The sequence below is a fragment of the Streptomyces sp. NPDC051211 genome (assembly GCF_040689505.1).
In the GTDB taxonomy this organism is placed as follows: Bacteria; Actinomycetota; Actinomycetes; order Streptomycetales; family Streptomycetaceae; genus Streptomyces.
Genome location: NZ_JBFBAV010000073.1, coordinates 1 through 20,840, shown reverse-complemented (window position 1 = coordinate 20,840; position 20,840 = coordinate 1). Strand labels below are relative to the sequence as shown.

General features: G+C 73.7%; 16 protein-coding genes and 2 pseudogenes. 4 read left to right on the top strand and 14 right to left on the bottom strand.

All coding sequences use genetic code 11. From position 1 onward, the window contains the following. Window positions 1-131: 131 nt before the first annotated feature. The 3 genes from AB0447_RS35225 to AB0447_RS35215 all read right to left on the bottom strand — a co-directional run bounded on the left by AB0447_RS35225 (window position 132) and on the right by AB0447_RS35215 (window position 3,895). Window positions 132-1,022, bottom strand: coding sequence for a hypothetical protein (locus AB0447_RS35225; protein ID WP_366481034.1), 891 nt, complete (start codon window positions 1,020-1,022; stop codon window positions 132-134). A 213-nt stretch (window positions 1,023-1,235) separates the two neighbouring features. Further along, window positions 1,236-2,786 carry an acyl-CoA synthetase gene (locus AB0447_RS35220; RefSeq protein ID WP_366481033.1) on the bottom strand — a complete coding sequence of 517 codons (1,551 nt, stop codon included), beginning with the start codon at window positions 2,784-2,786 and terminating at the stop codon, window positions 1,236-1,238. Next, window positions 2,783-3,895 (bottom strand): nitronate monooxygenase family protein, encoded by a 1,113-nt coding sequence (locus AB0447_RS35215; RefSeq protein WP_366481032.1) that lies wholly within the window; start codon window positions 3,893-3,895, stop codon window positions 2,783-2,785. The genes AB0447_RS35220 and AB0447_RS35215 overlap by 4 nt, the downstream gene beginning before the upstream one ends. 147 nt (window positions 3,896-4,042) lie before the next feature. On the opposite strand from AB0447_RS35215, the gene AB0447_RS35210 reads away from it, so the two are divergent. Together AB0447_RS35210 and AB0447_RS35205 are read left to right on the top strand one after the other, a co-directional pair. After that, window positions 4,043-6,016 (top strand): serine hydrolase, encoded by a 1,974-nt coding sequence (locus AB0447_RS35210; protein ID WP_366481030.1) that lies wholly within the window; start codon window positions 4,043-4,045, stop codon window positions 6,014-6,016. A 93-nt stretch (window positions 6,017-6,109) separates the two neighbouring features. After that, a complete protein-coding gene (locus tag AB0447_RS35205) occupies window positions 6,110-6,589 on the top strand; it encodes a YoaK family protein (RefSeq protein ID WP_366481035.1) in 480 nt (159 codons plus the stop codon). 76 nt (window positions 6,590-6,665) lie between these two features. Here the strand turns inward: AB0447_RS35205 and AB0447_RS35200 are convergent, their stop codons facing one another. The 5 genes and pseudogenes from AB0447_RS35200 to AB0447_RS35180 form a co-directional block, all read right to left on the bottom strand. Then, entirely contained in the window at window positions 6,666-8,267 is a 1,602-nt protein-coding gene (locus AB0447_RS35200; RefSeq protein WP_366481029.1) for an NAD(P)/FAD-dependent oxidoreductase, read from the bottom strand. Between the two features lie 69 nt (window positions 8,268-8,336). Then, entirely contained in the window at window positions 8,337-10,781 is a 2,445-nt protein-coding gene (locus AB0447_RS35195; RefSeq protein ID WP_366481028.1) for a tetratricopeptide repeat protein, read from the bottom strand. A gap of 34 nt (window positions 10,782-10,815) precedes the next feature. Then, entirely contained in the window at window positions 10,816-11,730 is a 915-nt protein-coding gene (locus AB0447_RS35190) for an oxygenase MpaB family protein (protein WP_366481027.1), read from the bottom strand. A gap of 95 nt (window positions 11,731-11,825) precedes the next feature. Next, window positions 11,826-12,049 (bottom strand): annotated as a pseudogene (locus AB0447_RS35185) (hypothetical protein). Window positions 12,050-12,066: 17 nt separating this feature from the next. After that, window positions 12,067-12,489, bottom strand: a complete 423-nt coding sequence (locus AB0447_RS35180; RefSeq protein WP_366481026.1) for a hypothetical protein — start codon at window positions 12,487-12,489, stop codon at window positions 12,067-12,069. Between AB0447_RS35180 and AB0447_RS35175 the strand changes: the two are divergent. Beyond that, a pseudogene (locus tag AB0447_RS35175) lies at window positions 12,476-12,790 on the top strand (NAD(P)-binding domain-containing protein); the annotation flags it as partial. The gene AB0447_RS35180 and the pseudogene AB0447_RS35175 overlap by 14 nt on opposite strands. A gap of 144 nt (window positions 12,791-12,934) precedes the next feature. Here the strand turns inward: AB0447_RS35175 and AB0447_RS35170 are convergent. From AB0447_RS35170 to AB0447_RS35145, 6 genes are all read right to left on the bottom strand, one after another. After that, complete coding sequence (locus AB0447_RS35170) at window positions 12,935-13,873, bottom strand: sigma-70 family RNA polymerase sigma factor (protein ID WP_366481025.1); 939 nt, start codon at window positions 13,871-13,873, stop codon at window positions 12,935-12,937. Between the two features lie 10 nt (window positions 13,874-13,883). Further along, window positions 13,884-15,074, bottom strand: coding sequence for an FAD-dependent oxidoreductase (locus AB0447_RS35165; protein WP_366481024.1), 1,191 nt, complete (start codon window positions 15,072-15,074; stop codon window positions 13,884-13,886). A gap of 163 nt (window positions 15,075-15,237) precedes the next feature. Beyond that, complete coding sequence (locus AB0447_RS35160; RefSeq protein WP_366481023.1) at window positions 15,238-16,428, bottom strand: acyl-CoA dehydrogenase family protein; 1,191 nt, start codon at window positions 16,426-16,428, stop codon at window positions 15,238-15,240. A gap of 206 nt (window positions 16,429-16,634) precedes the next feature. After that, a complete protein-coding gene (locus tag AB0447_RS35155; RefSeq protein WP_366481022.1) occupies window positions 16,635-17,201 on the bottom strand; it encodes a hypothetical protein in 567 nt (188 codons plus the stop codon). A 23-nt stretch (window positions 17,202-17,224) separates the two neighbouring features. Further along, window positions 17,225-18,061: a class II fructose-bisphosphate aldolase gene (locus tag AB0447_RS35150; RefSeq protein WP_366481020.1), complete on the bottom strand. Its 837-nt coding sequence runs from the start codon at window positions 18,059-18,061 to the stop codon at window positions 17,225-17,227. Beyond that, window positions 18,058-19,044, bottom strand: coding sequence for a sugar isomerase (locus AB0447_RS35145; protein WP_366481019.1), 987 nt, complete (start codon window positions 19,042-19,044; stop codon window positions 18,058-18,060). Before AB0447_RS35145 ends, AB0447_RS35150 begins: the two co-directional genes overlap by 4 nt. A 172-nt stretch (window positions 19,045-19,216) precedes the next feature. Between AB0447_RS35145 and AB0447_RS35140 the strand changes: the two genes are divergently transcribed. Continuing rightward, window positions 19,217-20,005 (top strand): DeoR/GlpR family DNA-binding transcription regulator, encoded by a 789-nt coding sequence (locus AB0447_RS35140; RefSeq protein WP_366481018.1) that lies wholly within the window; start codon window positions 19,217-19,219, stop codon window positions 20,003-20,005. Window positions 20,006-20,840: the final 835 nt, after the last annotated feature.

The following is a 20,840-nucleotide window of genomic DNA, read 5'->3' as shown; positions in this document are numbered from 1 at the left end:
GACGGGGCTCCACCCGGCCGGTTTACCGCCCGGGGCACCCGCCCCCCCACCCGGGCCGCCCGGGCCCCCCGGGGTCGGGGGGGTCCGCGGCCGGCGCGGTCCTGCTGGAGAAGAAGGCGTACTAGGCGGGACTACCAGAAGATGACGACGTATCCGTCGCCGCCGTCCTCGCCGTCCTCGCCACGCGATGCGATCCCCGTCTCCGGGTCGACGGTGCCGCCCGCGCCTCCGTCGCCGCCGAAGGCGGCGCCGTTCGGCAGGCCGACGATGCCATCCGCGACGCCGCCGCCGGCGCCGCCGCTGCCGTCCACCTCGCCGGGCTGGCCGGGCAGGCCGGGCCGGCCGAGTCCGCCGGTGCGGCAGGTACCCGCTGCACCCGGGGCGCCGGCGGTGCCGGGCGTGCCGGCCGCCGTCGCGGTCGCGCCACCGCCGCCACCGCCGCCACCGCCGCCGGGGGCGGTGACCAGGTTGTCGCCGCTGGACGAGGTGAGGGTGGTGTCGCCGCCCTCGCCGCCGTCGGTGCCTTCGGTCGCGACCGGGCCGCCGGTGCCGTTGGTACCGCCGTCGCCGAGGACCACCTCGTAGGTCTTGGAGGGCTTGACCGGGATGGCGCACCAGGCGAAGCCGCCACCGCCGCCACCGCCACCGGTACCGCCGCTGAAGCCGCCGTTGCCGTTGGTGGAGGCACCGCCGCCGCCGCCACCGCCGCCGCCGGCGCCCCAGGCCTGGACGAAGACCGAGGTGACGCCCTTCGGCACGGTGAAGGTGCCGTCCGAGGTGAACTGCCGCAGGCCGTGCAGGACCTTCGACTTCTCCTTCTTGCGCGGGTCTTCGCCGTAGTTCGGGTCCTGGTGCTCCGGCGGCGGCTCCATCCGGTTGGTGGTCGGGGCGGGCTTGCGCTTGTCCCCGTCGGCCTGGGCCATCGGCGCCAGGACGAGGAGCTGGCCGGTGATGGCCGCAGCGGCGAGCGCCGCGGTGGCCAGGGTCCGGCGCCGGGAGGCGCGGCGGGGCTTCGTGCTCACGTTCATAGTGTCCTTTACCTCACGGCCCCTCAGGGCCGAAGGAGTGCGGTGAGTTGGGCGGACCGCGTCGGTCCGCCGCTCATCTCACCGACACCGCCGCCCGCTCCGGCGCAGGCACGGCCGGTTTTAGCCCGGCCGGCCGGACAGGTTGCGCTGCTCGGCCTATCGCCGTGCCCCGAGGCAGTGAGCCTCTCCGACCTGCGGCGGGCCCCGTCACACCGCGCGCTCGCGGCCCTCCCAGAACGGGTCGCGCAGCCGTCGCTTGTAGAGCTTGCCATTGGGGTCGCGCGGCATCGTCTCGATGAAGTCGACGGTCTTCGGACGCTTGTAGCCGGCCAGCTGCCGCTCGCAGTGGGCCAGGATCTCGGCCGCCAGCTCCGGCCCGGCCGCGAAGCCCTCGGCCGGCTCGATGACCGCCTTGACCTCCTCGCCCCAGTCGGCGTGCGGGATCCCGAAGGCGGCCGCGTCGGCGACCGCCGGGTGGGTGAGGAGCGCGGACTCGATCTCCGCGGGGTAGATGTTCACCCCGCCCGAGATGATCATGTCGATCTTGCGGTCCCGGAGGAACAGGTAGCCGTCCTCGTCGAGCACCCCGAGGTCGCCGACGGTGAAGAAGTCGCCGATGCGGTTCTTCCGCGTCTTGCCCTCGTCCTTGTGGTAGCTGAAGCCGCCGGTGCTCATCTTCATGTAGACGGTGCCGAGTTCACCGGCGGGCAGCCGGTTGCCGTCGTCGTCGTAGACGGCGAGTTCGCTGATCGGCCAGGCCTTGCCGACCGTACCGGGCTTCTTCAGCCAGTCCTCGGCGGTGGCGAAGGCACCGCCGCCCTCGCTGGCCGCGTAGTACTCCTCCACGCAGGTCCCCCACCAGTCGATCATCGCCCGTTTGACGTGGTCGGGGCAGGGCGCGGCGCCGTGGATGGCGTGCCGCATCGAGGACACGTCGTACGCGTCCTTCACCGCCTGCGGCAGGGCGAGGAGGCGGTGGAACTGCGTGGGCACCATGTGGGTGTGCGTGGCCCGGTGGGTGTCGATCAGGCGCAGCATGTCCTGCGGCGTCCACTTGTCCATCAGCACCAGGGGGTGGCCGATGTGCAGGGAGGCGCCGGCGAACTGGAGCACGGCCGTGTGGTAGAGCGGCGAGCAGACGAGGTGGACGTTGTCGTCGAAGGGGCGGATGCCGAAGATGCCGAGGAATCCGCCGAGGTAGGTCTCCTCCGGGAGTTTGCCGGGGAGGGGGCGGCGGATGCCGCGGGGGCGGCCGGTGGTGCCGGAGGTGTAGTTCATCACCCAGCCGAGGGTGCGGTCCTCGGGTGCCGTTCCGGTCTGTCCGTCGAGGAGTTCGGCGTACGGACGGAAGCCGGCGACGGCTCCGACGGCGTACCGGTGGCTCGCGGGCAGGCCCGCCTCGTCGGCCGCGGCGGTGGCGGCCGCGGCGAACCGTTCGTGGGCGATGAGGACTTTGGCGCCGGAGTCGGAGACGATCCAGGCGATCTCCGGGCCCACCAGGTGATGGTTGACCGGGACGAGGTAGAAACCGGCCTGGGAGGCGGCGAGGTAGGCGGTGAAGAACTCGACGCCGTTGGGGAGGACCGCGGCGAAGGAGTCGCCGCGTTCCAGGCCGGCGGCCCGCAGGCCGTGGACGAGTTGGTTGGCGGCGGCGTGCAGGCGGCCGGCGGACCACTGCTCTCCGTTCGGAGCGGTGAGCACGATCCGGTCCGGGTCGGCGGCGGCCTGGGCCCAGAAGCCGTTGGGCGTACTGCTCATGACTGCCCCCTGCCGGCGATGCGGTTGATGCGGTCGATGGCCCGCTCGAAGCCGCGGGTGAGGTCGTCGAAGACGGCCTGGACGCTGCGCTCGCTGTTCATCCGGCCGACGATCTGGCCCACGGGGGTGCCGAGCAGGGGCTGGACCTCGTACTTCTGGATCCGGGAGACGGCCTCGGCGACCAGCAGGCCCTGGAGCGGCATGGGAAGGGCGCCGGGCCCGTTCGGGTCGTCCCAGGCGTCGGTCCATTCGGTGCGGAGCTGGCGGGCCGGCTTGCCGGTGAGGGCGCGGGAGCGGACGGTGTCGCCGGAGCCGGCGGCGAGGAGTTTCTCGGTGAGGGCCCTGGAGTGCAGGTCGGCTTCGGTGGTGGTGAGCCAGAGCGAGCCGAGCCAGACGCCCTGGGCGCCGAGGGCCAGGCCGGCGGCGATCTGTTCGCCGCTGCCGATGCCGCCGGCGGCGAGGACCGGCAGCGGGGCGACGGCCTCGGCGATCTCCGGAACCAGCACCATGGTGGCGATGTCGCCGGTGTGCCCGCCCGCCTCGTAGCCCTGGGCGACGACGATGTCGATGCCGGCTTCGGCGTGCCGGCGGGCGTGCTTGGCGCTCCCGGCGAGGGCGGCGACCAGGACGCCCCGGTCGTGGGCACGGGCGATGACGTCGGCGGGCGGGGAACCGAGCGCGTTCGCCAGCAGTTTGATGGGGTAGTCGAAGGCGACGTCCAGCTGGTTGCGGGCGACCTGTTCCATCCACCCGGTGATGCGCCAGCCGGAGACCTCGCCCTCGGGGAGCTCGGGGACACCGTGCTTGGCGAGGGTCTCGCGGACGAACTCGCGGTGTCCGGCGGGGATCATCGCCTCGATGTCGGCCTCGCCGACCCCGTCGACGGCCTTCTTGGCGGGCATGACCACGTCCAGGCCGTAGGGCTTGCCGCCGGTGTGGTCCTGCATCCAGTCGAGGTCGCGTTTGAGGTCGTCGGGGGCGGTGTACCGGACGGCGCCGAGGACGCCGAACCCGCCCGCGCGGGTGATGGCAGCGGCGACCGCCGGGAAGGGCGTGAAGCCGAAGATGGCGTGCTCGACTCCCAGTTTCTTGCTCAGCTCCGTCTCCATGGGCGGCAGGATGCCGCAGCGCGGCGGCCGAGGGAAGAGATTTTCTGATACAGCGTCAGATTCTTTGCGGGGCGGTACGGGCGGGGAGCGCGGGCGGACGGGCAGATAACCGTTAGCGTGCGCGACGAGCGACAGGAGGGCCCGGCCATGGGCGAGAACACGGGGGCGACGAAGGACGCGGATGCGGACACGAACAGGGGGGCGGACACCTGGAACGGGCCGGCCGGCGACGCCGGTGGCGTGCTCGGCGGCGGACTCGGCAGCGGACTGGGCGGCGGACTCGGCGGAGCCGGCGACGGGAGCCGCGAGGCCGGAGGGAGCGACGAGACCGGCACGGGCGGCGGGCTGAGCCGTCGACGGCTGGGGGCCCGGCTGCTGGCCCTGGGCGGGGTGCTCCTGCTCGGTGCCGCCCTGCCCGGCAGCGCCGGGGCGATGGGCAACCCGGCCGAACGCCGCGCCCTCCAGGGCCTGCGGCTGCGGTACGGATCGGCCCGGCAGGCGGGCCTGCTGGAGAGCCGGCTGGAGGCGACCGCCGAGGCGGCCCGGCGCTTCCTGGGCCCCTCACCGGAACACCCGTACTACGCGGGCGCCGTGGTGCTCGCCGGCCGGGGCCGGACGGTGGCCCTGCACCGGGCGATGGGCGACGCGGTCCGGTACGCCGACTACGACGGGCGGACCGACCGGCCGCGGGAGTTCCCGGCGGCCGAGCGGATCGCCATGACCGAGGACACGGTCTTCGATCTGGCCTCGCTGACCAAGCTGTTCACCTCGGTGCTGGCGGTGCAGCAGATGGAGCGCGGGCGGCTGGAACTGGAGGCCCCGGTGGACCGCTACCTGCCGGAGTTCACCGGCGGCGGCAAGGAACTGATCACGGTCCGGCAGCTGCTCACCCACACCTCGGGGCTGCGGTCGTGGGCGCCGTTCTACCAGGAGGCCACCCGGGAGGGGCAGTTGCGGCTGCTGTGGTCGGTGCGGCCGCAGGAGCCCCCGGGCAGCGTGTACCGCTACTCCGACCTGAACCTGATCGCGCTCCAGCTGCTCCTGGAACAGATCACTGGACACACTCTGGATACGCTGCTCAACGACGAGATCACTGCTCCGCTCGGGATGCACCGCACGCGTTACAACCCACCGCTCTCCTGGCGCCGGATCACCGCCGCCACCGAGATCCAGCGCCCGCCCTGGTCCGGCCTGGACCGCGGCCTGGTCTGGGGCAGCGTCCACGACGAGAACGCGTACGCCCTCGGCGGGGTCGCCGGCCACGCCGGCGTCTTCGGCACCGCCTGGGACCTCGCCGTCCTGGCCCGCGCCCTGCTCGACGGCGGCGTCTACGCCGGCAAGCGCATCCTGCGCCCCGCCTCCGTCGAACTCCTCTTCACCGACTTCAACACCGCCTTCCCCGGCCACGACCACGGCCTCGGCTTCGAGCTCTACCAGCACTGGTACATGGGCGCCATGGCCACCCCGCACTCGGCCGGCCACACCGGCTTCACCGGCACCTCCCTCGTCCTGGACCCCTCCACCGACTCCTTCCTCGTCCTGCTGGGCAACTCCGTCCACCCCGTGCGCACCTGGCGGGCCGGCAGCGCGCCCCGGGTCGCGGTCGGCAACGCCTTCGCCCGCGCCGTCCCGGTCCGTACCCGGCACGGCGGCCCCGCCTGGTTCTCCGGCATGGCCCCGGACTCCTCCGGCACCCTCACCCTGCCTCCGCTGACGCCGGCCACCGACTGCGCCCGGCTGCGCTGCGCCGTCTGGTGGGACACCGTCCCGGACGAGGGCGCCCTGCACCTCGAAGCCGCGGCCGCACCGGACGGGCCCTGGGAGCCGCTGCCGTTCACGACCGTACGCACCACCGGCGGCAGCCCGGAGCACTGGCCGCAGGGCCGGGCCGGCGGCTGGTCGGGCCGGATCTGGCACCGGCTGGAGGCCTCCCTCGCCCCGTGGGCCGGCCGCCCGGTCCGCCTGCGGTTCCGGCACGCGGCGACCGGCCGGTACGTGGGCCGCGGGGTGTACGTCGACGTGCTGCGGGTCTCGGAGCCGGCCGGACTCCTCTTCGCCGAGGACCGGCCCGCCGACGCCGCCCGTATCGAGGCGGCCGGCTGGGAGCGTTCGGCCGACTGAACGGCTCCCGCCCGGTCCGGGCGCCCCGGGCGCCTCCGGCCCGGCGCCCGCACCGGACACTGGCCCCCGCGAGGATTTCCGTCCCCCGAGCCACTGGAGTGGCGGCTGGAGGCACACCGCCACCGCTGGCTGGTCCTGGCCCTGCTGGTGGAGGCGCTGATGGTGGCGGTGGCCGCCGTGACCGCCTGGGGACTGGAACCCGTCCACAGCGCGCCGTCCCGCCGTCATCTCGCCACGGTCGCGGTGCTGTCGGCCGCGATGGGCCTGCGCAATGTCACCGCGATGCGGGTGAGCGTGCCGGACATGCCGACCACGCTGGTGACCCGGGCGATGACCGCCTTCCTCGGTGGTTCGCTGCTCGGGCACGACCCCGCGTTCACCCATGCGCGCTGGGCCACCGCCCGGCGGGCCGGGTCGGTGGCGGCGATGTTCGCGGGCGGGCTCATCGGTGCGGCCTTCCTCCACGCCGGCGGGCCGATGCACGTGCTGCTGCTCTGCGCGGCAGGCCTCGTCCTGCTGACCGGCCTCGCCTCCCTGTCGCTGCCGCGCCTGTTCACCCAGCTGCCCCGGTGAACCCGGTGAACCCGGCGCGCCCGGCGCGCCCGGCGACCGGGTGTCCGCACAACCTCGCGACCGTCCGGCTACCGGATCAGCGCCCCAGCACCGCCATCGCCGCGTTGTGGCCCGGAATCCCGCTGACCCCGCCGCCGCGCACCGCCCCCGCCCCGCACAGCAGCACCGTACGGTGCCCGGTCTCCACACCCCACCGGCCCGTGTCCTCCCCGGCGTACGGCCAGGACAGTTCGCGGTGGAAGATGTTCCCGCCGGGCAGCCGCAGTTCGCGGTCCAGGTCCAGCGGGCTCTTCGCCTCGATGCAGGGCCGGCCGTCCGCGTCCTCGGCCAGGCAGTCGGCCAGCGGCTCGGCCAGGTGCGCGTCGAGCTGTGCGAGGGTGGCCGCCAGCAGCACCTCCTTCGCCTCCTCCGCTCCCCCGCCGTGCTTCTCGAACAGCCGGGCCGGGGTGTGCAGTCCGAACAGGGTGAGCGTCTGGTACCCCTGTTCCACCAGCTCCGGCGCCAGGATGCCCGGGTCGGTCAGCGAGTGGCAGTAGATCTCGGACGGCGGGGCGGCCGGCAGCTCCCCGGCCGCCGCCTGCGCGTAGGCCCGGGCGAGTTCGGCGTACCCCTCGCCGATGTGGAAGGTGCCCGCGAAGGCCTCGCGCGGGTCGACGGCGGTGTCCTTGAGCCGGGGCAGCCGGCGCAGCAGCATGTTCACCTTCAGCTGGGCGCCTTCGGCCGGCCGTGGCGGGGTCTCGCCGAGGAGCCGGGCGAGGTCCCGGGGCGAGGCGTTCACCAGCACCCGCCGTCCGGTGACCCGGCCCTCCCCGCCGGCCGTACGGAAGGCGACCTCGGCGGCGGTGACCCCGTCGGTGTCGATCCGTACCGCCTCGTGGCCGGTGACGATCTCGGCGCCGGCCGCGCGGGCCGCGGCGGCCAACGCGTCCGTCAGGGCGCCCATTCCGCCGACCGGCACGTCCCAGTCCCCGGTCCCGCCGCCGATCACGTGGTAGAGGAAGCAGCGGTTCTGCGCCAGCGAGGGGTCGTGGGCGTCGGCGAAGGTGCCGATCAGGGCGTCCGTGAGGACCACGCCGCGGACCAGGTCGTCGGTGAACCGCTCCTCGACCGTCCGCCCGAGGGGTTCCTCGAACAGGGTGCGCCAGGCCGTCTCGTCGTCGATGCGGCTCCGCAGGTCCGCCCGTGACGGCAGGGGTTCGGTGAGCGTGGGGAAGACCCGTTCGGCGACCCGTGCGGTCATTCCGTAGAAGGCGCGCCACTGTTCGTACTCGCGCTCGGATCCGGTCAGCCGGGCGAAGGACTCCCGGGTCCGGGCTTCGCCGCCGCCGACGAGCAGCCCGGTGGAGCGCCCGTCCCGGACGGCGGGGGTGTAGGAGGCGACGGTCCGCTTGCGCACCTCGAAGTGCAGGCCGAGGTCCCGCACGATCTTTGCCGGGAGAAGCGAGACCAGGTAGGAGTAGCGGGACAGCCGGGCGTCCACGCCGGCGAACGGGCGGGTGGAGACGGCGGCTCCGCCGGTGTGCCCGAGCCGTTCGAGGACCAGGACGGAGCGTCCGGCGCGGGCCAGATAGGCGGCGGCGACCAGGCCGTTGTGGCCGCCGCCCACGATCACGGCGTCGTACACGTCCTGCGTGAAACCCTGCGTGAAGCCCTGGGTGGTGCCGTTCCGGTTCGTCATGGCTCTTCGTAACATGCCGCGGGCCGCCCGGCCAGGGTCCCGGCCGGGCGACCGACCGGCAGGACACCCCTAGCTGCCGACCGCCGGCGGGAGTGCGCTGCCGTATGCGAATCCCTGGCCGCGCAGGTCCGCGATGCGGGCCCGGAGCGCGGTGGCCTCGGCGTCCCGGCCGAGGCGTTCCAGGCAGTACGCCTGGTCGCCGAGGGCGTCCAGGGTGTCCGGGTGGTCGGTGCCCAGCGCGCGGTCGCGCACGCCGGCGATCTCCCGGTACAGCGGCAGCGCCTCCTCCCAGCGGCCGAGCCAGCCCAGCCCGACGGCGACCTCGCGGCGGCTGACCAGGGTGTCGGGGTGTTCTGCGCCGAGCACCTTGGCGCGCAGCACGCCCACTTCCCGGGCTTCCGAGAGGGCTTCCTCCCAGCGGGCGAGCCGGCCGAGGTTGACGCCCAGGACGTGCCGGGCGCGCAGGGTTTCGGGGTCGGCGGCACCGTAGGCGCGGGTTCGGTCGCGGACCAGTGAGCGGTACAGGTCGAGGGCCTCGGGGCCGCGGCCGAGCCGGCCCAGCGCTATGCCGATCTCGTAGCGGGCGGCCAGGGTGTCCGGGTGGTCGCGGCCGAGGCTGCGTTCGCGGGCGGCGGCAACCTGCCGGTAGCCGTCGAGGGCCTCCTCCCAGCGGCCGAGCTGGCCGAGGGCGTACGCCGCCTCGTAGCGGGTGAGCAGGGTGTCCGGGTGGTCGTCGCCGAGCACCCGGGCGCGGGCGTCGGCCACTTCGGCGGCGCTCCGGTGCGCGTCGGCGTGCCGGCCGAGCCGGCTGAGGGTGCAGACCAGGTTGTGCCGGCAGAGCAGGGTGTCGGGGTGGTCGGCGCCGGTGCTCCGCTCGCGGGCCGCGAGCACGCCCGCGTACACCTCGTACGCCTGCTGGTACCGGCCGAGCTGGCCCAGGACGTAGCCGGTCTCCTGGCGGGCGGCCAGGGTGTCGGGGTGGTCGGGGCCGAGCACCCGGGCGCGGTCCTCGGCGATCTGCCGGTATTCGGCGAGGGCGTCGGCGGGGCGGCCGGCCCGGCTGAGGGCGAAGGCGGCCTCGTAGCGGGCGGTGAGGGTGTCGGGGTGGTCGGGGCCGAGGGCGCGGGGCACTCCGTAGGGGGCGGTGAGGCGGGGGTCCTCGGCGGTTTCGGGGCGCGGGGCATCGGCACGGGGGGCGTCGACGCGCGGGCGCTCGGGGTGCCCGGCGTGCGGGTGCTCGGCGTGCGGGTGCTCGGCGCCCGGGTGCTCGGCGTGCGGGTGCTCGGCGCCCGGACGGGCAGCATCCGGGCGGGCAGCATCCGGGCTGGGCACGGCCGGACGGGCAGCATCCGGGCTGGGCACGGCCGGACGGGCAGCATCCGGGCTGGGCACGGCCGGGCGCACGGTGGCCGAGCCGGCCGTGGCCGGGCCGGTCGGCGGGGCAGCCGATTGCTGCGCGGCGGACGGCGGCCGGGTCGGGCGGGCTGCGGTCCAGGAGCCGGTCAGTACCGTCCACTCACCGCTCGCGGGGCGCGCGTCGAGGCCCGCCTTGCGGCCGGCGGTCATTCCGTGGGCCCAGGCGGGCAGGGCGGCCGCGGGGCCGGCAGCAGCATGAAGGGCACCATGAAGGGCACCATGAGGGGCGGCCTGCGGGCCCCGGCGGGCCTCCACCAGCCGGGTGTGCAGCCGCCGGGCGTCGGCGGGCCGGTCCTCCGGCCGCTTGGCGAGCAGGTCCAGCACCACCCGTTCGAAGTACTCGGGCAGTTCGGGCCGGTGCGTGCGCAGCGGCACGGGCGCGGTGTCCCGGTGGCCGACCAGTACGGACCAGGAGTCGCCGAGGTCGAACGGCGGGGCACCGGTGGCGATCTCGTACAGCACACAGCCGAGGGAGTAGAGATCGCTGCTGTGGTCGACCTCGCCGCCCGCGATCTGCTCGGGTGACATGTAGTGCGGGGTGCCCATGGCCATGCCGCCGCCGGTGAGCTTGGCGGTGAAGCCGATGTCGTGGGCGAGGCGGGCGATGCCGAAGTCGCAGATCTTCACGGTGCCGTCGGTCAGCCGCATGATGTTGGCGGGCTTGAGGTCCCGGTGCACCACGCCCTGTTCGTGGGTGTAGGCGAGGGCGGCGGCGACCTGTTCGGCGACGTCGACGACGACGTCCACGGGAAGCGGCAGCCGGCCGTTGTCCTCCATCAGCTGGCTGAGGTTGCGGCCTTCCAGGAGCTCCATGACGAGGAACAGCATGCCGCCGGATGCGCTCTCGTCACCGAAGTCGTGGACCACGGTCACGCCGCGGTGCTGGAGCGAGGCCGCCACCCGCGCCTCGCGCCGGAAGCGTTCCCGCAGGACCTGGGTGAAGTGGGCGTCCTGTTCCGGGCCGAGCGGCTTGAGGCATTTGACCGCGACGTGACGGCCGAGCGACTCGTCCCGGGCGCGCCACACCTCGCCCATACCGCCCCGGCCGATCAGGTCGAGGGACCGGTAACGGCCATGGATCAGTCTGCTCTCCGCCATCTCCTGGTGCCGCCCCCGTTGTCGTGCTGTGCGCTCATGCCCTCCCCGGCCCGTCCAGTATGGCCGCCGATCTGCGCAGTGTGTACGTCGAGGGGCGACTCGTGGGGCCCATGCGGCGCATCGCTCTCAAGATGTGACCTGGCGGCAGCTGCCAGCGCAGACCTGCGGGAATGCTGCGCAGCAGGCGTCCGGTGAGGCGCAGGCGCCGGGTGACCGCGCGGGGGTCGGGTGCGGTCCGCCCGTACAGCCGGTGCGCGTAGCCGGGCAGTGATCCGTACGCGAGGCCGGCGATCGGCCGCCACAGCAGGGTCCGGGCGGGTACGAGGAGCCGGGGTACGGGCGGCCGGCGCAGGAACGCGTCGACGGCGGCGGCATCGGTGCCGGCGGCGAGTACCGGGCGGACCCTTTCGAAGTACCCGGCCAGCTGGGCGACGGTGGCCGGGACCTCGGCCGGGTCCAGGCCGACCAGGCGGGCGTTGACCCGGTTCTCGTCGACGTAGCGGTCGGCCTGGGCGGGGGTGAGGGGGACACCGGAGCGGCGCAGTATGTGCAGGAAGGAGTCGATCTGCGCGCAGTGGACCCAGAGGAGGAGTTCGGGGTCGTCGAGCGGGAACGGCTCGCCGGTGGCGGGGTCGGTGGCGGAGAGCTTCCGGTGGATCTTCCGGACCCGGGCGCCGGCTTGTTCGGCGGCTTCGGAGGTGCCGTAGGTGAGGGTGCCGACGAAGTCGGCGGTACGCAGCAGCCGGCCCCAGGCGTCCCGCTCGAACTCGCTGTTGGCCATTACCCCGCGGACGGCCCGGGGGTGCAGGGCTTGCAGGTAGAGCGCGCGGACGCCGGCGATCCACATCATCGGATCCCCATGGCACTGCCAGGTCACGGACGCCGGCCCGTACAGCCCGGGGTCGGCGGCGTCGTCGGCGGCGTCGTCGGCGTCGATCCTCGTCCCCATCCGTCCAGGGTAGCGAGCGGGCGCGGCGGGCGCCCCCGTCCCGGGCAAGCACGGCACGGGAGTTGGCCCGGGCACGACTGCTTGCGGCAGCACGGTCAGAAGTCTTCGGCGCTCCGGCGTTCGAGCAGGACGACGTCGCGCCAGCGGCCGCGGTGGCGGCCGATGCGTTCGCGGGTGCCGATCACGCGGAAGCCCGCGCGGCGGTGGAGGGCGAGGCTGGCGGTGTTAGGAGGGGGGCTTCGGTCTCGAAGGTGGCGTCGCCTGCGTCGATGCCTGCCTGGTAGATCGCCAGGACCTGCTGGGCGTGGGCCTCGGTCATGGGGGTGACGGTGATGTTCACGGCTGCCCATGATGCCTGGCCTGATGCCCGTTCCTGTTGACGACAGTCGATTCAGGAGGCACCGTTGATTCCATAACCATCGAAACAGCTCTCAGCGGCAGGGAAGGAGGCATCCCGTGAGCAGCGAGTCCGAACTGCGTCTGCGCGAGAGCGTCCGTGCCGGATACGCCGCGGCAGCGCTGCAGGTGGTCGAGGGCGGTACCGCCTGTTGCGGGTCCGGCAGGGTCGAGGTCGACGAGAACTTCGGGTCGGGCCTCTACGCGGGTGATGCACACGTCGGACGCCTTGACCGCGTCGACCGTGAGGATCTTGGGGGTCTCGGCGGACATGTCGATGCCGACTTCGCGCATCGCCTCGACGGCGGCCGGGTCGACCGAGTCGGCGGGGGCGGAACCGGCGGAGCGCCCCGGCCGGCTCATGCCGCCCCAGCCCGGCGAGGTCCACCCCGACGCCGCGCACGTGGTGGCGTACCTCGCCGACTACGAGAAGCGGTACGAACTCCCGGTCCAGCGCGGCGCGTGGGTCGACGCCGTCCACCGCGACGGCGCCTTCCTCCGCGTCGAGACCGACTGCGGCGACTGGCAGGCCCGCGCGGTCATCAGTGCCACCGGCACCTGGACCCGCCCCTTCCTGCCCGCCGTTCCGGGCCGCCGGGACTTCGGCGGCCGCCAGCTCCACACCGTCCGGTACCGCAGCCCGGCCGATTTCGCCGGCCACCGTCGGCGCCCCCGTCGCCACCGGCGGCTGCTGACTCTCGACGTGACCGATGGGACCGAGCTTCGGCCCCCGTGCTGCTGTGCAGCGCGGGGCCGAAGGGGTGCCGTCCTCGCTCCGACTCAGGTCACCGGATTCCGGTGGCTCCGGTCACCATGCGTCGATGACCGGCGCGTCGGGTTCGTGCTGCCGCCAGGCCTCATTCAGGCGCACGAGCCGGTCCGCGGCAGCGATGCCGCGCAGGGACGCGACCTTGCCGTCGCCGACTTCGAACGCCACGGCGCCCACGACCCGGCCGTCGACCACGGCGAGGACGGCCGGGGAGCCGTTGACCAGCGCGATGTGCATCGCGGGCGAGCCGCCGGCCAGCCGCCGCTTCGCCGGAGTGGGCTTGAAGCCGATCCGCACGTAGGAGGCGATGCGCTCGGGCGTCTTGTACCGCAGCAGCCGCCTGGCCAGTCCGGCGCCGTCCGAGACCACGGTCGCGTCGGCGGTGAGCATCGCCACCAGCCGTTCGGTGCGCCCCGACGTGGCGGCGGCGAGGAACTCCTCCACGATCCGGCGCGCGGACGCGGGGTCCACCTCGCCGCCGCCGCGGCGTTCGGCGGCGACCCGGCGCCGGGCCCGGTGGACATGCTGCTGGCTCGCGGACTCGGTGATGTCGAGGATCCCGGCGATCTCGGCGTGGGGGTACGAGAAGGCCTCGCGCAGGACGTAAGCGGCCCGCTCGACCGGCGAGAGGCGCTCCAAGAGGGTCAGTACGGCCAAGGACACCGATTCGCGCTGCTCGAAGGTATCGGCAGGGCCGAGCATCGGGTCGCCCTCGAGGAGTGGCTCGGGCAGCCAGTCTCCGACAGCGCGCTCATGGCGCGCCTGCGCCGAGCGGAGCCGGTCGAGGCAGAGATTGGTCACGACCTTGGTCAGCCACGCCTCCGGCACCTCGATATGTACCCGCTCCGCGGCCTGCCAGCGGAGGAACGTGTCCTGAACGGCGTCCTCGGCGTCGGCCGCCGAGCCGAGCAGACGGTACGCGAGCGAGGCCAGCCGGTCCCGGCTGGCCTCGAACCGATCGATGGCTGCGCTATCCATGCGGAGAAGCCTATGCGGCGACCCTCACACCGGCCTGGTCAGGCGCGGTGGCCAGGCGGCGCTTGCGCTTCGGCATGCCGAAGGTCGGGTGGACGATGCCCCACCCGGCCCCGTTGAGCACGCCCGACTTGAGCCGCGCAGCGGTCCGGCCGCCCAGGTACCAGGACTTCGACCGGACGTCCCCGTCCACCATTTGGAAGATCGCGTCCCGCCGCCCGAGGCTGATGTGGTTGCCGTGGTACTTCAGCCCGGTGGTCGGGACCTCGCTGCCCGTCAGGCGCGCGATGATCGCGGCGGTCGCCTGCATGGTGGTGAAGCCGGCCGAGGCGCAGGACATCGGCAGCGGCCGGCCGTTCTCGCCGATCGCGTAGGCGCAGTCACCGGCGGCGTAGACGTCCGGATGCGAGACCGAGCGCATGGTGCGGTCGACGACGATCTGGCCGGTCTCGGCGACCTCCAGGCCGCTGGCGGCCGCGATGGGATGCACGGCGAACCCGGCCGACCACACGGTCACGTCGGCCGGTATGGACGTACCGTCGGCGGCGATCGCCCGTGTCGGCTCGACGGCTTCGATGCCGGTGTGCTCGTGGACGGTGATGCCGAACCGGTCGAAGGCCCGGCGCAGATGACGGCGGGCCTTCGGGGAGAGCCAGGCGCCCAGCTCGCCGCGGGCGGCGAGCGCGACCGAGAGGTCGGGCCGGGACTCGGCGAACTCGGTGGCGGCCTCGATGCCGGTCAGCCCCTCACCGACGACCAGCACGGTGCCGCCCTCGCCCAGGCCGGCCAGGCGCTCGCGCAGACGCAGCGCCGAGGACAGGCCGGTCACATCGAAGGCGTACTCGGCCACACCGGGGACGCCATGGTGGGCTACGGAGCTGCCGAGCGCGTAGAGAAGCGTGTCGTACGCGAGCTCGGCGTCGCCGTCCTCGCCGGACACGGCGACGGTCCTGCGCTCAGGGTCGACGCCGGTGACGCGCGCCAGGCGCAGCCGCACCCCGGTGCCCGCGAATACGTCGGTGAGCTTGCGGAACGCGAGGTCCTGGCCGATCGCGAGCTGGTGGAGCCGCATCCGCTCAACGAAGTCGGACCCGGCGTTGACGACGGTGATCTCGGTGTCGGCAGGGGAGAGCCGACGGGCCAGGTTTCCGGCGGCGAAGGCCCCGGCGTATCCGGCGCCGAGTACGACGATGCGGTGCTTCATGGCGTTGCTCCTGTCTCGTTCGCGTGCCCCTTGAACGAGACGGCGCCCCGATTGCTGACAGGAGCCGGGTGTGACGCGGGTCACCGACCTCGGACGAGCAGCCGAGCCTCCGGCGGACGCCGGGCCCCGTCTCGGGCAGTCGAAACGGGGCGATGACCAAGGGTCAGCGGCGGACGCGGGGCATGCCCAGGCCGATCCACGAGATGATCTCGCGCTGGATCTCGTTGTTGCCGCCGCCGAAGGTGAAGATGACGGCGCTGCGGTAACCGCGTTCGAGTTCGCCGTGCAGGACGGCGCCGGCCGAACCGTCCTTCAGGGGGCCGGCCGCGCCGACGACCTCCATCAGCCAGGCGTACGCGTCCCGCCGCGCCTCGGAACCGTAGACCTTGACGGCGGAGGCGTCCTGCGGGGTGAGCGTGCCGTCCTGGACGGCTTTCACCATCTGCCAGTTGAGCAGCTTCATGGCGTCGAGCCGGGTGTGGGTGCGGGCGAGCCGGCCGCGGACCCAGCCGAGGTCGATGACCCGGCGGCCGTCGGCCAGCTTGGTCCCGGCGGCCCAGCGCTGGACGTCGTGCAGGGCGCGGATCGCCATGGTGCCGTGCGCGGCCAGGGTGACCCGCTCGTGGTTGAGCTGGTTGGTGATCAGCCGCCAGCCCTTGTTCTCCGCGCCGACGCGACGGCTCGCCGGGACGCGGATGTTCTCGTAGTAGCTGGCCGTGGTGTCGTGCGTGGCAAGGGTGTTGATGATGGTGAAGGAGTAACCGGGGTCGCTCGTCGGCACCAGCAGCATGGTGATGCCCTTGTGGGCGGGCGCCTCGGGGTCGGTGCGGACCGCCAGCCAGACCCAGTCGGCGGTGTCGCCGTTGGTGGTCCAGATCTTCTGCCCGTCGACGACGTACGTGCCGGTGTCCTCGTCGCCCTCGCGGACCGCCTTGCACTTGAGCGCGGCGAGGTCGGTGCCCGCGTCCGGCTCGCTGTAGCCGATGGCGAAGTCGATCTCACCGGCGAGGATGCGGGGCAGGAAGTAGGCCTTCTGCTCATCGGTGCCGAACTGCATGATCGTGGGGCCGACGGTGTTGAGCGCCATCAACGGCAGCGGTACGACGGCCTGCGCGGCCTCGTCGAAGAAGATGAACTGGTCCATGGGCGACATCCCGCGCCCGCCGTACTCCTTGGGCCACCCCACCCCGAGCCACCCGTCGGACCCGAGCCGGCGGATGGTCTCCCGGTAGAACCGCTTCTGCGCCGCCGGGTCTTCGTACCGGCCGTAGACGTCGGCCGGCACGAGCTCGGCGAAGTAGGCACGCAGCTCGGCGCGCAACTGCTGCTGCTCAGGCGTGTATTCGAGGTGCACGGCCCCTCCGGATGGCTGACTGCGGCTGGCTGCAGCTCATTGCAGTGCTGCGGTGGCGGCGCACAGAGTAGAACCTGTTCCAAGAATCCGGAAGGGCCGCGCCGAGGAGCCCGGTCTGCGGGGCCGGACGGGGCGGCTCGGGGCGGGCGGGGCCGGGGGGAGCGGGTCGGGTCAGGTCAGGTCAGGTCAGGTCAGGTCAGGTCAGGTCAGGTTTCCAGGAAGAGCGTGTCGAACCAGACCAGGTCGCGCCCCTCGTGGAGGAAGAACTGCCCGTCCGCCTGGTCGTTGCTCATCGGCTGCGCCGGATCACGTGCCAGGACCCGCAGGTCGTACGCCGTGCTCGCCCGCCAGCCGGAACGCTCGGGCAGGTGCGGCGCGAGCGGCGCCGGGATGTCGGCGGGCAGCTCGGCCGGCTCGAAGAGGTCGCCGGGCGGCGCATCGCGCAGGACGGCCGCCACCGCGCCCTTCGGCAGCTGCGCCACGCCGACGAGCCGGATCCGCGCGTCCGGCCCGGGGATCGTCACCCGGTCGCCGGCCAAGTCGACGTCGTAGCCGAGCCAGTGCGGGTCGGACAGCTCGCCCAGGCCGGTGAACCGCTTGCGCAGCGGCTCGGCGTCGGTCCGCACCCGCAGGTGGTCCTCGACGGGCTGCTCCGCATCCGACCCCGACGCGGAGCAGCCGGCCGCCCCCGGCAGCAACAGCAGAGCGGAGCCGCCCAGCAGGGCCAGGAACCCTCGTCGGCTGGTGGTGTGCGTACGCCGCAGCTCGCTCATCTTCCCCCCGGTTCGCGTCCGCGTCAGTTCAGCGCCGAGATCATAGCCGCGGCGGTCGCCGTCATCGCCGTACGGGCGGCCGTCAGGTAGGGCCGGGGGTCGGCCGCGGTCAGGTGGGTCCGGATCGCCTCGGTCATCGCCACGTTGAGCGCGGTGCCGATGTTGACCTTGCGGATGCCGCCGGCGACGGCCGCCGCGAGCTCGGAGTCCGGCAGCCCCGAGGAGCCGTGCAGCACCAGCGGCACGTCCACGGTCTTGGTCAGCCGGGCCAGCAGGCCGTGGTCGAGGGCGGCCGTACGGCTGGTCATCGCGTGGGTGCTGCCGATGGCCACGGCCAGCGCGTCCACCCCGGAATCGGCGACGAAGCGCCGCGCCTCCTCCGGATCGGTACGGGCGCCCGGCGCGTGCGGGTCCAGCGGCGCCGCACCGTTCTTGCCGCCCACCTCGCCCAACTCCGCCTCGATCCACAGCCCGTTGGCGTGCGCCCAGTCCGCCGCCGACCGGGTGGCCTCCAGGTTCTCCGCGTACGGCAGGTGGGCCGCGTCGTACATCACCGAGCCGAAGCCGGCATCGGCGGCCTGGCGCAGCAGCTCGGGGCTCTTGACGTGGTCCAGGTGCAGGCCGACGGGCACCTCGGCGGCCTCGGCACAGGCCGCTGCGGCACGGGTGATGGGCAGCACCCGGCCGCCCCGGAACCGGACTGCGTTCTCGCTGAGTTGGAGGACCACCGGCCGGCCGGTCCGTTCGGCTCCGGCGATGACGGCCTCGGCGTGCTCCAGGGTGATGATGTTGAACGCGGCGACGGCGCGGCCGGCGGCGGCCGCCTCCCGGACCAGCTGTCCGGTGGAAACCAGGCTCATCGGACCGCCTCCTCTCCGGCTCCGGCTGCGAGCCCGCCTGCGGCTGCGGCTCCGGCTCCGGCTCCGGCTGCGGCCCCGGCTCCGGCTCCGGCTGCGGCTCCGGGGGTGAGGATCACGGACCGGGTGAGGTTGCGCGGCCGGTCCGGGTCCAGTTGCTGCTGGGCGGCGACGGCCAGCGCCAGCCGGTGCACCCGTACCAGCTCGGCGAGCGGATCGAGCCGGCCGGCCACCCACTGCGCTCCGGCGCCGGTCACCTGCTCGGCGAGGCCCTCGGGGGCCTCGTCGAGCGACCAGGTGACGGTGCCGGGGCCGGTGACGCTGATCGGCCCGTGCCGGTACTCCATCGCCGGGTACGACTCGGCCCAGGAGAGGGACGCCTCACGCATCTTCAGGGCGGCCTCGTGGGCGATGCCGACGCTCCAGCCGCGGCCGAGGAAGGTGAACTGGCCGCAGGAACTGAGGCGTTCGGGCACCGGCTCGGCGAGTGCGGTGCGGCCGTCGGCGACCACGGCCGGGGTGTGGCGGCCGACGTGGGCGCGCAGCAGGGTGAGGGCGGTGGTGGCGAACCGGGTCTGCACCACGGACCGTTCGTCGGCGAAGTCGAGGACGACCAGCTCGTCGGCGACGTTCTTCACGGGGGTGGCGGGGTCGCCGATGACGGCGGTGGTGCGGACTCCGGCGTCACGGAGGGCGGCCAGCAGGTCGAGGACCTCGGTGGTGGTGCCGGAACGGGTGAGGGCGACGACCCGGTCGTAGCGGCGGTGGTGGGGGAACTCGGAGGCGGCGAACGCATCGGTCTCCCCCTGCCCGGCGCCCTCACGGAGGGCGGCCGCGGCCTGGGCCATGTAGTACGAGGTCCCGCAGCCGACGATCGCGGCCCGCTCCCCCGGCTGCGGAAGCACCGCCCGTTGGGCGGGGGCGAGTTCGGCGGCCCGTTCCCAGCATTCCGGTTGCGTGCTCAACTCGTACGCGACATGGCTCATGCCGGCTCCCTAGGCTTGCTGTGGGCGTGGGGCGGGGTGGAGTGGGGAGGGGGTGGGGGGTGGGGGTGGGGGTGGCCCATGCTTGCTGTTACATGGGTGCGTTGTTGCAGTTTCCTGCAAGATATAGCTCTCTTTCAATCAACTTCAAGCATCTGCGGAGGGGTACTCGTTCATGTCCCGGGAGACGCGCTGGCAAGCGCTGCTGGAGTTGCTGGTGGAGCGGGGCCGACTCGAGGTCGAGACCGCGGCCGAGACACTGGGCGTGTCGGCGGCCACCATCCGCCGCGACTTCGACCAGCTGGCGGAACAGCAGCTGCTGGTCCGCACGCGGGGTGGCGCCGTACAGCACGGCGTGTCGTACGAACTCCCGCTGCGCTACCGGACGACCCGGCGGGCGGCGGAGAAACGGCGGATCAGCGAGGCGGTGGCGGAGCTGGTCGCGCCGGGCGAGGTGGTGGGCCTGACGGGCGGCACGACGACCACCGAAGTCGCCCGCGCCCTGACGGCCCGCCCGGACCTGGCCACGGGCTCGGCCGGCTCTCCCGCGCTGACGGTGGTGACCAACGCCCTGAACATCGCGTCGGAACTGGCGATCCGCCCCCAGTTCAAGATCGTGGTGACGGGCGGCGTGGCCCGCCCCCAGTCCTACGAACTGACCGGCCCCCTCGCGGACGGCGTCCTGGGCCAGATCACCCTGGACACGGCGATCCTGGGCGTGGACGGCTTCGACCCGGCGGACGGCATCTCCACCCGCCACGAGGAGGAAGCCTCAGTCAACCGCCTGCTCTGCGAACGCGCCCGCCGGGTGGTGGTCGCCACGGACTCGACCAAACTCGGCGTCCGGGCCTTCGCCCGCATCTGCCCGACGGAAGCAGTGGATGTTCTGGTAACGGACGCGGGCCTCTCCCCTGCGGCGGCAACCGCCTTCGAGAAGGCGGGGGTGGAGGTCCGGAGGGTGTGAGGGGGCGGGCGGGGCTGCGGGTCCCTGACCCGATCGCGCCGCTCCTTCGCCCCGCCGCACGGGGCCGGGGTGGGGCGGGGGCCTGCCAGCCACCTCCGGTCGGAACTCTGGTGCGGCGCCGTTGCCGGGGGCGGCCCACCAGCCACCTCCGAACGGAGGTCCGCTGCGGCGCCGTTGCCGGGGCCGGCCCACCAGCCGCCTCCGAACGAAGCTCTGGTGCAGCGCCGTTGCCGGGGGCCGGCCCACCAGCCACCTCCGAACGGAGGTCTGGTGCGGCGCCGTTGCCGGGGGCCAGCCCCCGGACCCCCGCGCCTCAATCGCCGGCGGGGCTGGATGTGCCCTGCGGGCACCCCAGCCTGCGCGGGCGCGAAGCGGCCAAGGGCTGACGGGGTGGGCTGCGGACGCCGTGGCGCGAGCCCGATTTCAGCCCCGCCGGCGTTTGAGGCGCGAGGTCTGGGGCGGAGCCCGCCTTCCAGCCCCGCCGGCGTTTGAGGCGCGAGGTCTGGGGCGGAGCCCCAGTTCGGGAAGGGGCGGGTAGGGGAAAGGCTCCGCGCAGCGGCCCACCCGGCCGCGATCCCGCTCAACTGCTGGAGCGGCGGCTGGCCGGGGCGGGCTCGGCCAGGCCGGGCCGGGCCGGTCGGGCGGGGCCACAGGGTGCCGGGGCTTCGCCTGGACGGAATCAGAGAGCAGGCGGGGGGCCTTCCCGGCAGTCCCAGTGTCATTCCGTGTCCGTCCGCCCCGTCAAGGGCGCTCCTTCGTCGCGTCGCTTCGCGATGTCGCTGCGCTCCACCCTTGACAGGCCGGCCGGCCCCGGAAAGACAAGGACTGACGGGAA